At 62.9% G+C, this 12,437-nt stretch carries 12 protein-coding genes and 1 tRNA gene; 7 read left to right on the top strand and 6 right to left on the bottom strand.

All coding sequences use genetic code 11. From position 1 onward, the window contains the following. Positions 1–103 precede the first annotated feature (103 nt). From bfr to PQR02_RS30850, 4 genes are all read right to left on the bottom strand, one after another. Positions 104–583: a bacterioferritin gene (bfr, locus tag PQR02_RS30865; protein ID WP_408240610.1), complete on the bottom strand. Its 480-nt coding sequence runs from the start codon at positions 581–583 to the stop codon at positions 104–106. 188 nt (positions 584–771) lie between these two features. Continuing rightward, positions 772–2,295, bottom strand: coding sequence for a fumarate hydratase (locus PQR02_RS30860; protein WP_408240607.1), 1,524 nt, complete (start codon positions 2,293–2,295; stop codon positions 772–774). A gap of 63 nt (positions 2,296–2,358) precedes the next feature. Beyond that, the gene (locus PQR02_RS30855; RefSeq protein ID WP_223191174.1) at positions 2,359–2,928 is read right to left on the bottom strand and encodes a TIGR00645 family protein; all 570 of its coding nucleotides are present in this window, start codon (positions 2,926–2,928) and stop codon (positions 2,359–2,361) included. A 288-nt stretch (positions 2,929–3,216) separates the two neighbouring features. Further along, positions 3,217–4,110, bottom strand: coding sequence for a DMT family transporter (locus tag PQR02_RS30850; protein WP_408240603.1), 894 nt, complete (start codon positions 4,108–4,110; stop codon positions 3,217–3,219). A gap of 511 nt (positions 4,111–4,621) precedes the next feature. Here PQR02_RS30850 and acs point away from each other — a divergent pair. The 4 genes from acs (at position 4,622) to PQR02_RS30830 (ending at position 9,327) form a co-directional block, all read left to right on the top strand. Beyond that, complete coding sequence (gene acs / locus PQR02_RS30845; protein ID WP_408240600.1) at positions 4,622–6,604, top strand: acetate--CoA ligase; 1,983 nt, start codon at positions 4,622–4,624, stop codon at positions 6,602–6,604. A gap of 147 nt (positions 6,605–6,751) precedes the next feature. Beyond that, a complete protein-coding gene (locus PQR02_RS30840) occupies positions 6,752–7,153 on the top strand; it encodes a DUF4212 domain-containing protein (RefSeq protein WP_408240597.1) in 402 nt (133 codons plus the stop codon). A 4-nt stretch (positions 7,154–7,157) separates the two neighbouring features. Then, positions 7,158–9,176: a sodium:solute symporter family protein gene (locus PQR02_RS30835; protein ID WP_408240594.1), complete on the top strand. Its 2,019-nt coding sequence runs from the start codon at positions 7,158–7,160 to the stop codon at positions 9,174–9,176. 60 nt (positions 9,177–9,236) lie between these two features. Then, positions 9,237–9,327 (top strand) — tRNA-Ser (locus PQR02_RS30830). 336 nt (positions 9,328–9,663) lie between these two features. Here the strand turns inward: PQR02_RS30830 and PQR02_RS30825 are convergent. Then, positions 9,664–10,191: a DUF1643 domain-containing protein gene (locus PQR02_RS30825; protein ID WP_408240591.1), complete on the bottom strand. Its 528-nt coding sequence runs from the start codon at positions 10,189–10,191 to the stop codon at positions 9,664–9,666. Positions 10,192–10,360: 169 nt separating this feature from the next. Between PQR02_RS30825 and PQR02_RS30820 the strand changes: the two genes are divergently transcribed. From PQR02_RS30820 to PQR02_RS30810, 3 genes are all read left to right on the top strand, one after another. Continuing rightward, the gene (locus PQR02_RS30820) at positions 10,361–10,579 is read left to right on the top strand and encodes a hypothetical protein (RefSeq protein ID WP_408240588.1); all 219 of its coding nucleotides are present in this window, start codon (positions 10,361–10,363) and stop codon (positions 10,577–10,579) included. A gap of 42 nt (positions 10,580–10,621) precedes the next feature. Next, a complete protein-coding gene (locus tag PQR02_RS30815) occupies positions 10,622–10,891 on the top strand; it encodes a hypothetical protein (RefSeq protein WP_408240585.1) in 270 nt (89 codons plus the stop codon). 593 nt (positions 10,892–11,484) lie between these two features. Then, complete coding sequence (locus tag PQR02_RS30810) at positions 11,485–11,793, top strand: hypothetical protein (RefSeq protein ID WP_408240582.1); 309 nt, start codon at positions 11,485–11,487, stop codon at positions 11,791–11,793. 108 nt (positions 11,794–11,901) lie between these two features. Here PQR02_RS30810 and PQR02_RS30805 read toward each other — a convergent pair. After that, a partial coding sequence (locus tag PQR02_RS30805; protein WP_408240579.1) for a LysR substrate-binding domain-containing protein occupies positions 11,902–12,437 on the bottom strand: 536 nt, incomplete at its 5' end.

Here is a 12,437-nt window from a genome sequence, read left to right as displayed (position 1 = left end):
CGGGAAAGTGCGCAAGTATATCGCCCGCGCGGGTCAGGTCGTCGCGGATGCCAGGGCATCCGGGCGAGCCCATGTGCGTGCGGGCCGCTTCAGCGTCAGGCGATCAGGACTCGACGTCGCCCATTGCCGTTTGCTGATAGTTCTGGATGCCGACCTTGTCGATCAGGTCGAGCTGGGTTTCGAGCCAGTCGATGTGTTCTTCCGTGTCGTCGAGAATCTTCACGAAGATCTCGCGGGAGATGAAATCGCGGACTGATTCGCAATAGACGATTGCTTCTTTGCAGGTGTTCTGCGAAATCTGTTCGAGCTTCAAATCGCATTCGAGGATTTCTTTGGTTTCCTCGCCGATCAACAGCTTGTGCAGGTCTTGCAGATTCGGCAGGCCGTCGAGCATGAAAATGCGTTCGATCAGCCAGTCGGCATGTTTCATTTCACCGATCGACTCGTCGTATTCATGCTTGCCGAGCTTATCGAGACCCCAGTGCTTGTACATCCGCGCGTGCAGGAAGTACTGGTTGATGGCGGTCAGCTCGTTTTTGAGTTGCGAGTTCAGATACTCGATAACTTTCTTGTCGCCTTGCATGGCATTTCCTTAGGGGAGACCTTGATTTTTCAACAACAATAAACGCCATACCTGAAAAAGCCAAGGACTCAGAAGCAACTTTCGGCATTGTTTCAGGTATCGCGCACCGTGCCGCCTGCAGCAATAAAAAAGCCGGGTTCTCATGCCCCGGCTTTTCGACTCACATGACAGACGCTAATTGCGAATCATTAAACCGTCGCAACTGGAATCTTGCCGATTTTTGCTTGCCATTCCTTCGGGCCAGTCTGGTGCACGGACGTGCCGGTCGAGTCGACCGCGACCGTCACCGGCATGTCCTGCACGTCGAACTCGTAGATCGCTTCCATGCCGAGGTCTTCGAACGCGAGCACCTTCGCGCTGCGAATCGCCTTCGACACAAGATAGGCGGCGCCCCCGACGGCCATCAGATAGGCGGCCCTGTGCTTCTTGATCGCCTCGATCGCAACCGGTCCGCGCTCGGCCTTGCCGATCATCGAGATCAGACCGGTTTGCGACAGCATCGTCTCGGTGAACTTGTCCATGCGCGTCGCGGTGGTCGGGCCTGCCGGGCCGACGGCTTCGTCGCGCACCGGATCGACCGGGCCGACGTAGTAGATCACGCGGTTGGTGAAGTCGACCGGCAGCTTTTCGCCCTTCGCCAGCATGTCGGCGATGCGCTTGTGCGCGGCGTCGCGTCCCGTCAACATCTTGCCCGACAGCAGCAGCGTCTGGCCCGGCTTCCAACCGGCAACTTCTTCCGGTGTCAGCGTGTTCAGGTCGACACGCTTACTGGTTTCCGTGTTCGGCTCCCACTGCACTTTCGGCCATGCGTCGAGCGATGGCGCTTCGAGCCTGGCGACGCCTGAGCCGTCCAGCGTGAAGTGCGCGTGACGCGTAGCGGCGCAGTTCGGGATGATCGCGATCGGCTTGGACGCGGCGTGCGTCGGCGCGGCCATGATCTTCACGTCGAGCACGGTGGCGAGGCCGCCGAGACCTTGCGCGCCGATACCGAGGGCATTGACCTTCTCGTGCAATTCGACGCGCAGTTCTTCGATCCAGTCCTTCGGGCCGCGTGCGATCACGTCCTGAATGTCGATCGGGTCCATCAGCGATTCCTTCGCCATCACCATCGCTTTTTCGGCGGTGCCGCCGATGCCGATGCCGAGCATGCCCGGCGGGCACCAGCCCGCGCCCATGGTCGGCACGGTCTTCAGAATCCAGTCCACGATCGAATCCGACGGATTGAGCATCGCGAACTTCGACTTGTTCTCCGAGCCGCCGCCCTTGGCCGCGACCTGCACGTCGACCTTGTCGCCCGGCACGATCTCGTAGTGGATCACGGCCGGCGTGTTGTCCTTCGTGTTCTTGCGTGCGCCTTCCGGCGGGCTCACGATCGACGCGCGCAGCACGTTGTCCGGGTTCAGGTAACCGCGGCGCACGCCTTCGTTGATCATCTCGGTGACGCCCATCGTCGCGCCATCCCAACGCACGTCCATGCCGACCTTCACGAACACCGTGACGATGCCGGTGTCCTGGCAGATCGGGCGCTTGCCTTCCGCGCACATGCGGCTGTTGGTGAGAATCTGCGCGATGGCGTCTTTCGCGGCGGGGCTCTGTTCGAGCTCGTAAGCGCGGCCCAAGGCCTGGATGTAGTCGAGCGGATGGTAATAGCTGATGTACTGAAGCGAATCAGCAATGCTCTGAATCAGATCTTCCTGTTTGATGACGGTCATGGCTAGCTCAGTGGGGACAATGGCGCTTGTGGTCGGATCGCAGCGCGGTGCGGTGCGGTGCGGTCAGTCGTGCGCCTTCAGGGGAGTGGAACCTTTGATGGAACCCACGGCGTGCAGCGCCGCGGGCTCTTCGAAATGTTTGGGATGCGTATGCGTGGTGAGGCGGTCGACCAGCGCCATCACCAGCGCCGACACCAGGAACGCCACGTGGATGATGACCTGCCACATGATCGTGTGGGTCGTATTCTGGTCGGGGCTGATGAAGGTCTTCAGCAAGTGGATCGACGAGATGCTGATCAGCGCCATCGACAGTTTGACTTTCAGCACGCCGGCGTTCACGTGGTCGAGCCATTCCGGTTCGTCCGGATGACCTTCGACGCCCAGGCGCGACACGAAGGTTTCATACCCGCCGATGATCACCATGATCAGCAGGTTCGAGATCATCACGACATCGATCAGGCCGAGCACGACCAGCATGATGTTGGTTTCGTCGAGCGTCATCGACGCCGTGACCAGGTGCCAGACTTCCTTGACGAACAGCACCACGTAGACCGCCTGCGCGACGATCAGGCCCAGGTAGAGCGGCAATTGCAGCCAGCGGCTCATGAAGATGATGGCGGGCAGCGGACGCATTGGGCGGCGCTGACGGGCGGAGTCGGGTCGCGGAGCGGACATAGGCAAGAGTCAGATGAAACGCAGGTGATGGAACACGGACTAAACGCGGCGACCCGGGCGGGCTGTGGCGCACGCGGATCGTCTGCGCAAACCCGCGCAAACGAGGCGCAGACGGCGCCATGGACAGCCGGGAGGGCCGCAAACGCTCGCGTCAGGCGCGCTATTGTACAGCGTCGGGTGAATTTGCTGCGGCGCGGCGGGCAGGGCGGCCGCGTGGGGCTGGCGCGGGCGTTGTGAGCGGTTTGCTCAGGACGCCACGGGCGGCACGCTCCTCGTCTTCAGACTGGCGAGCCCGATGCCCACGATCACGCAGGCGAGCGCGAAGCCGTGCGCGAGCGTGGGCCGTTCGCCGAGAAACGTGATGCCGTAGATCGCCGCGGCCACCGGCAGCACCGCGCTGAATACGCCCGCGAGACTGCCGGGCACATGGCGGATGCCCTTCATCCACAGCCAGAACGAAAAGATGCTGGCCGACAGCCCGTACCACAGCACCAGGGTCCAGACGCCGAACGGTACCGTGCGATAGTCGAAGTGCGCGAGCGCACTCGCGCCGAGCGGCAGCATCAGCAGCAGGCCGAACAGGTGTGTGTACGCGCAGATGTCGATGGGCGCCAGCGTTTGCGTGAGGCGGCGCGACAGGATGACGTAGAGCGATTCGCAGCACACCGCGCCGAGCACCATCAGGTTGCCGGTGAACGACGTTGCGCCGCCCGCGTTGTGCTCCACGTGCGCGAGATTGATGACGACCACGCCGACGATCGCCAGCGCGATCGACGCGAGCGCTCGTCCGTTGGGACGCTCCTTGAGGATCAGCCACGCGAGCAGCGCGACGACCGCGGGGATCGTGCTGGTGATCACGCCGGCCGCCACCGCGCTGGTGCGGTGCACGCCGTTGAGCATCAGCAGCGTAAACCCGAAGGTGCCGAATAAGGCCTGCAGAAAGAGGTTGATCCATTCGTCGCGCTTGACGCGGCGCAGCTTGGCCACGCGCAGCAAAGGCCATAGCACCGCCATCGCGATCACGAAGCGCAGCAGCGCGAACAGAGGGACGGGGACGAACTCGACGATCGATTTACCGATTCCGACATTGCTGCCGACCAGCAGCATCGAGGTAATGAGAAGCAGGGAGTAGCGATTCAAGCTGGAATCCGGACGGCTAGTTCAGTTAGCATTGTAAGAGGCCGGGCGAGCCAGCGTAAAGGCGCGAGGCCTGCCGGCAGGGCGCTCGACGCTGCAACGCATGCGCCGCTTTTATCGTATGTGGGTTCGACTACATGAAACTCGCGTAACGAGTAGCATGCGCGCTTGGGGCCGCGTAGGGTTGAGTGCGCCGCATGTGCGTTGGCCGTGCGTCATGGCAACACAGCAGCAAGGCAGCAGCTAAGGGTTTTCGCTGGCAAGCCGATGCGGCTCGCGTAAGTGCCCGGTAAGTTGCAGCGCTTATGTTTAGGCACAAGAGTGGCAGGCCTGTCGCGCGCCCGCATGCTGCGGCGCCACATCGCCGCGCGATGCAAACCCGCGGTCGGCTGCGCGGCGCGCGGGCCGCAAGAATTGGCGACAGCGCTGCGCTTGCCGCGGCGTCCACCGGATAGGGCGCGTCATCGGCGCGCCGGCCGAGATTTTACGTTTCATCTTCACCAAGGGGTTGTCGATGTCTGCGATTGAATCGGTTCTTCAGGAACACCGTGTTTTCCCGCCCTCCGCTGAAGCAGCGGCGGGTGCCGCGATCTCCGGCATGGACGCGTACCACGCTCTCGCCGCCGAAGCGGAGCGCGATTACGAAGGCTTCTGGGGGCGCCTTGCCCGCGAGACGCTGAGCTGGAGCAAGCCCTTTACCAAGGTGCTCGACGAATCGAACGCGCCGTTCTACACGTGGTTCGAAGACGGCCAGCTGAACGCGTCGTATAACAGCATCGACCGCCACGTCGAAGCCGGCAATGGCGAGCGCGTCGCGATCGTGTTCGAAGCCGACGACGGCACCGTCACCAACGTCACCTATCAGGATCTGCTGCAACGCGTGTCGCGCTTCGCGAACGCGTTGAAGAAGCGCGGCGTGAAGAAGGGCGACCGCGTGGTGATCTATATGCCGATGTCGATCGAAGCCATCGTCGCGATGCAGGCTTGCGCGCGGCTTGGCGCCACGCATTCGGTGGTGTTCGGCGGCTTTTCGTCGAAGTCGCTCAACGAGCGGCTGGTGGACGTGGGCGCCGTCGCGCTCGTGACCTCCGACGAACAGATGCGCGGCGGCAAGGCATTGCCGCTGAAGAACATCGCCGACGAAGCGCTCGCGATGGGCGGCTGCGAAGCGGTCAAGAGCGTGATCGTCTATCGGCGCACCGGCGGCAAGGTCGCATGGAACGAAGACCGCGACCTGTGGATGCACGAACTCACGCAGGCCGAATCGGATCAATGCGCGCCCGAGTGGGTCGGCGCCGAGCATCCGCTGTTCATCCTCTACACGTCCGGTTCGACCGGCAAGCCGAAGGGCGTGCAGCACAGCACCGGTGGCTATCTGCTGTGGGCCGCGCAGACCCTGAAGTGGACCTTCGACTGGAAGCCCACCGACGTGTTCTGGTGTACCGCCGACATCGGCTGGATCACCGGCCATAGCTACATCACCTATGGGCCGCTGACGCTCGGCGGCACGCAGGTCGTGTTCGAAGGCGTGCCGACTTACCCGAACGCCGGGCGCTTCTGGGAGATGATCGCGAAGCACAAGGTGTCGCTCTTCTACACGGCGCCCACGGCGATCCGCTCGCTGATCAAGGCCGCCGACGCCGACCAGAAAGTGCATCCGAAGAGCTACGATCTGTCGACGCTGCGCATCATCGGCACGGTCGGCGAGCCGATCAATCCGGAAGCGTGGGTGTGGTATCACGAGAACGTCGGCGGCGGCCGTTGCCCGATCGTCGACACGTGGTGGCAAACCGAAACCGGTGGCCACATGATCACGCCGCTGCCGGGCGCCACGTCGCTCGTGCCGGGTTCATGCACGCTGCCGCTGCCGGGCATCATGGCCGCGGTCGTCGACGAAACCGGTCAGGACGTGCCGAACGGGCAGGGCGGCATTCTGGTAGTGAAGCGTCCGTGGCCGTCGATGCTGCGCAACGTGTGGGGCGACCCGGACCGCTACAAGAAGAGCTACTTCCCCGAGGAACTCGGCGGCAAGCTCTATCTCGCCGGCGACGGCGCGGTGCGCGACAAGGAGACCGGCTACTTCACGATCATGGGCCGTATCGACGACGTGCTGAACGTGTCGGGTCACCGGCTCGGCACGATGGAGATCGAGTCGGCGCTGGTGTCGAATCCGCTCGTCGCCGAGGCAGCCGTGGTAGGCCGGCCCGACGCCACCACCGGCGAAGCCGTCTGCGCGTTCGTCGTGCTCAAGCGGGCGCGTCCGGAAGGCGACGAGGCGCTGAAGCTCGCCAACGAACTGCGGAACTGGGTCGCCAAGGAGATCGGGCCGATCGCGAAGCCGAAGGACATCCGCTTCGGCGAGAATCTGCCGAAGACGCGTTCGGGCAAGATCATGCGCCGCCTGCTGCGCTCGCTCGCGAAGGGCGAAGAGATCACTCAGGACGTGTCCACGCTGGAGAACCCGGCGATTCTCGATCAGCTCGGCGAGTCGCTCTGAGCGCCGGTTCAACTGTGTTCATAGCAAGGGCGCATCGAACGATGCGCTCCTCATCTGACGCAAAGTTCGGCCCGTGAGCCACGCTATGAAGGCCACCGCGCGGTCAATCCCGATTGCCTGCCCGGTGCCTTTTTGATACATAGGCGCATGGCCGCGCCGCACCACTCCCACGCTACGCTCAATCCCGCGCCCGAACCGCCCGCGGTCTCGGCGGAGATGGCGTTCGCGCATCGCCGGTATTGGCGCTTCAATCTCGCGCTGATCGCGACGCTGATGGCTGTCGGCTTCGTGGTCTCGTTCGTGTTGCCGCTGATCGCGCCGGCGATGGCAGCGGCGCGTATCGGCGGCTTCAGGTTGCCGTTCTACTTCGGCGCACAAGGCGCGATCCTGATCTACCTCGCGCTGATCATCGTGTACATCGTGCTGATGCAGCGCGCCGACCGCCGCCTGCAACGCGCATTCGATGCCGATGCCAGCGCCAGGGCGACTGCCGATGCCAGCGCGGACACGAACGCCAGCGCCGCTGCGCCGGCCACCGGCGGACGCTGAGCCGATGAAGCTCACGCACCGTCTGATCCGCTCCTACGCGCTCTATACGCTCGGCTTCCTGCTGTTCATCTATGTGATGTGGCGCATCGAGCGCACGAACGGCCCCGGCGTGTGGATCGGCTATGTGTTCCTGTTCGTGCCGATCGCGGTGTACGCGGTGATCGGCGTGCTGTCGCGCACCTCCGATCTGGTCGAATACTACGTGGCGGGGCGGCGTGTGCCCTCTGCGTTCAACGGCATGGCGACCGCGGCCGACTGGCTGTCGGCCGCGTCGTTCATCGGACTGGCCGGGTCGATCTATGCGACCGGATACGACGGTCTTGCGTATCTGATGGGCTGGACCGGCGGCTATTGCCTCGTCGCGTTTCTGCTTGCACCCTACGTGCGCAAGCTCGCGCGCTACACGATTCCCGATTTTCTCGGCACGCGCTTTTCGAGCAACGCGGTGCGCGGCCTCGCGGCCTTGGCCGCGGTCCTGTGCTCGTTCGTCTATCTGGTCGCGCAGATCCAGGGCGTCGGCCTGATCGGGACGCGCTTTATCGGCGTGGATTTCGCCGTCGGCATTTTCTGCGGCCTCGCGGGCATCCTCGTGTGTTCGTTTCTGGGCGGCATGCGCGCCGTCACGTGGACCCAGGTCGCGCAGTACATCATCCTGATCGCGGCGATCCTGATCCCGGTGTCGATGATCGCGCATAAGGACGGCCTCGGCTGGGCGCCGCAATTCAGCTACGGCCGTTTGATGGAGCGCATGGAGAGCCTCGAGAAACAGGTGCGCGACGAGCCGCTCGAACAGACCGTGCGCGACGACTATCGACGCCGCGCCACGCTGATGCAGAGGCGGCTCGACACGTTGCCGCAATCGTTCGTCGACGAAAAGCAGCGGCTCGCGCAGGAAGTCGCCGATCTGCGCCGTCACAACGGCCCGCTGCGCGAAATCAAGGAGCGCGAAAGGGCGCTCGAACAGTTTCCGCGCGACGCCGCCGCCGCGCAGATCGTCTGGACCCAGCGCCGTGACGAAATGCTGATGCGCGCGGCCGCGCCGGTGCCGATGCATGAGCCGTTTCCCGCTGTCAACGATGAAGACCGGCGCATCCATGAGCGCAATTTTCTTTCGCTGCTGCTGTGTCTGTCGCTCGGCACCGCGAGCCTGCCGCATATTCTGACGCGCTATAACACGACCACGTCAGTGGCGTCCGCGCGGCGCTCGGTCGGCTGGACGCTCTTTTTCGTCGCGCTGTTCTACCTGACGGTGCCGGTGCTCGCGGTGCTGATCAAGTACGAGATTCTGAGCAACCTGGTCGGCCATCACTTTGCCGATCTGCCGCAATGGCTCACGCAATGGCGCAGGGTAGAGCCGACTCTGATCAGTCTCGCCGATACGAATGGCGATGGGATCGTGCGTTGGAGCGAGATCCAGATGCAGCCCGATATGGTCGTGCTCGCCGCGCCGGAGATTGCGGGGCTGCCGTACGTGATGTCGGGCTTGATCGCGGCCGGCGCGCTGGCCGCGGCGCTTTCGACCGCGGATGGTTTGCTGCTGACGATCGCCAATGCGTTGTCACACGACGTGTACTACCACATGGTCGATCCCAACGCGTCGAGCCAGCGGCGTGTGACGATCTCGAAGATTCTGTTGCTGGGGGTGGCGCTGTTCGCCTCGTATGTGGCGTCGCTGAATACGGGGAATATTCTGTTTCTGGTGGGGGCGGCGTTTTCGCTGGCGGCATCGAGCCTGTTTCCGGTGCTGGTGCTCGGCGTGTTCTGGAAGCGCACGACGCGGCTCGGCGCCGTCGCGGGCATGGTGGCGGGGCTGCTGGTGTGCATCTACTACATCGTTTCGACGTATCCGTTCTTCACGCAGATGACGGGTTTCACCGGCGCGCGATGGTTCGGCATCGAGCCGATCAGCTCGGGCGTGTTCGGCGTGCCGGCGGGGTTTCTTGTGGCGATCGGCGTGAGTCTGATCGACCGCAAACCGGACGCTTATGCGAGGGCGCTGGTGGACTACATCCGGCATCCCTAGCCGCGTTTGCGCGAGGGTGTGGCGTAAGGCGTGAAGTTTGCTATAATTCGGCTCCCCGCCGGAGAGATGGATGAGCGGTTTAAGTCGCACGCCTGGAAAGCGTGTATAGGTTAATAACCTATCCGGGGTTCGAATCCCCGTCTCTCCGCCACCCTTCCCATAAGCCTTTCCAGGCTGTCGGATTTGTCCGCTGTACCTTTGGCGAGCTATCGCAAAGCCTTTACGTCCCGGTTTCCGCCTGTAAATATTCTCGGTCAAGTGCCGTCGGCAACCGCCAATAGCGCTCGGGCGTGCTCCAAAGTCTCCGCGTCGGTCGCGTATTTCGCCCGCGTGTCGTGCTCGGTCAATTTCTCTTTCATCTCCGTCTTATCAGAACCCTGGCCATGAAGTTGCGCCACATCGTGTCGCGTCCGCCGGCGCGTCCTGTCTGTTCGTCTAAGTAATCCTCGCCGCGCGTGACTTCCAGGGTACGTTGTGCCGCATGCGATCATGCTGCGAATTCGAAGGGTCTGGGCTGCGTGTTGGCGGCGATGTAAAGCGGGTGCTTCGGGCTGCCGTCCTTATTCAGGCCGATATGAAATAGCCTGCTGCGCCAGCCGACGCTCCCGAAGAGGCGCATCAGGTCAGCGGCTCGCCCGGCGGCCGCCGGGTGCGCTCCCCACGCGCAAATCACGATGTGGGCCCGCTCGATCGCAGCCATGACGGCGCCGTCGGCTGTCCGCCCAGGTCCGAGCGGGTCTGCGTGAGTGAGCAGTTCGTGCGGGTTAGTCGCGCGCAGCGGGAAGAGGTTGACCACCTCGAGCCGGCCGTACTTGCCGGCGACCGCGCGAGACATACACCGCATGATGGTGGGATCGTCCGTGAGGTGGTCGGCCGTCGACGGGTTCAGCATCAGAAAGGCCAGCGTCGGCAGGCTGCGATCCCATCCGCGCCAGAGGCGATACCGGTATGCCCCGCAGTCGCTGAGGTGCGCGCCACGCTCGCCGGCGAGGTCGGTGTCGATAAGGTATTGCATGCTAGGATCCCTCAAGGAGACCGACGGAGGCCGCTGTGTGGACCTGTCGAAACTGCAATGTGACGTTCGACTTTGATCAGGTCGAACCGGAAGTCGATGAACAGGGATTCTTTTTCCTCTGTCCTGCTTGTGACTACCGGACGAGTAGAGCAAACTTTTGGAGACGACCATGCGGTTTGACTACAAGGAGTTCCACATCGACGCGTCGCCTCTCGACGAAGGTGGCCACTATTACGCTCGCGCGAAGATCTACCGGCGCGCCTCGGCGGGTGGCGATTTCGCCGAGGTGAAGTATTCGGGCCCCCTCGGGGATTATCCCTCCGACGCGGACGCTTTCGAGGCGGCCCAGCGTTGGGCCATCCAGTGGTGCGACGAGCATGGCGCTTAGGCAGCGTGCAGCGATTTCTCGACAATCACGATGGAGACAGCCATGTGGGACAAGATCGAACACAACGGATACGAAGTCTGGGTCCTGCCGATCCTTGCATACGGTCCCCCGGCTCCGACCACCTTGTGGCATTACTCGGCCTACATCTGTCGCCACGGTTCCGATGCCCACCTCGCTGGGCAGAGCATTCGCTTCCAGGAGCTTGTCGCCACTTTCCGCAGTGAAGAAATGGCCCGAGAGGCGGGGTATGTCGAAGGCAAGCGGCGCGTCGACATGATTCTCGAAGGCGGTTCGGGTGCCGGCATCGGCTGACCAGCGTTCTAGTTGTTCAAGATGGAACTCTGGAGTCACCCCCGCCCATCTTGCGCCGACCTTGACGGGCAGCCGGCCGCCGGAGCGCCAGATCCGGATGCTGCTGAACGGCGGGCAAGATTGATCGGGTTGTCGCTTTCTTCGCTGCTATGATCATCGGTGAAACTGGGAGAGCGACATGACTCCGCGCGCGAAGTACCACAACTATTGGTATGAGATCTCGGCCACTCCGGTGGGCACAAATGGTTCGCCATGGCAGGGTGAACTGAGACTCGGCAGGGACGGAACCGAAGAGACTATTTTGGACGGGCACGCCGTCCCGGGATACTTCGACACTGAGCCTCAGGCTCGAGACGCCGCCGACGCGTATGCCCGCGTATATATCGATCAGCTTTGACTGCGGTCCTTCGACACAGGTCGCGCCTTCCATCGTTGCTCGCACGTTGAGCCTGTTAGTGGGGGGCGGTCCGTCAGGCGATAGCGATACATGCCGCAAGGGCTGATAACGGCGCTCCCGATCGATCCTCCCGATCCCCGGCAAAAGAAGCGGCGCATAATGATGAAATCCCTTTGTCAGGGCGATGGAGGTAGATGTGACTACTTTTGCTATAGACGCCGTTCGCATCAACCCGGCGAACGACAGGTTTACCCACGTGCGCTGGGCTCCCGTCGATCCGTCGACGCGTGACTGGCTGTCCCCCCCGTCGATTGTCGAGGTGGAAGAAGTCGTCGCCGCGATCCGTCGGGGAGATGCTGTTTGGTCCCTTTTTACGCTGGGCGGCACACGGTATCTTGGGCCAAAAATTGTGTCTGTCGCTCACACCGACGGCCACGACGGGATCAACACGGATGTCCCTGGCGATCATGTCGAAAAATGCATTGACGATCTGCCGCGCGTTTGAGCGCATACCGTTAAGGCCGTCGGCAATCATCGCGCGCAGGGTTTCCCGGCAGTCGCGTGGTTCAACGTTTTCCAGAGATGCATCTCAAAGATGCTGAGTAAGCACTCGCTAGCTCCGCCGGACGGCCGCCTTGGCGCGCGCGGCCGCCCGGACCCCGTTCGTGCCGCGGCTTTGTGTCGAATCTTCCGCGGCCCGACGCTCGCCCCAGGACCTCACCGCATCCGCGAACAATCTCAAAGCCGCAGGCTGGTGACGATTAGCCGGATAGTACAGACAGAGTCCCGGAAACGTAGGACTCCATTCCGGCAACAACTGAACCAGCCGCCCGGCCGCCAGTGGCTCCTCGACCAGTTCCTCGGGCACCCACGCAATACCGATCCCGGCCAGCGCCGCCTCGATCATCAGATTGATATTGCCGAGCGTCATCGGGCCGTCGACATCAATGCTCGCCGTCTTGCCCCGATGCGTCAGATCCCAGCGGTACAGCGTGCCGCTTTCGAAACGGAAGCGGATGCAACGATGATTCACCAGATCGTGAGGGGCCTTCGGAGCCGGGTGACACGACAGATAGTCGGGCGATGCAACCGCAGCAAAGCGCATATCCCGGCCGAAGCGAATGGCGATCATGTCGCGCGGCACGTCTT

This window comes from Paraburkholderia sediminicola (genome assembly GCF_046026895.1).
Lineage (GTDB): Bacteria > Pseudomonadota > Gammaproteobacteria > Burkholderiales > Burkholderiaceae > Paraburkholderia > Paraburkholderia sediminicola_C.
The sequence above is the reverse complement of the archived record's forward strand: the minus strand, read 5'-3'. Positions and strand labels throughout refer to the sequence as shown.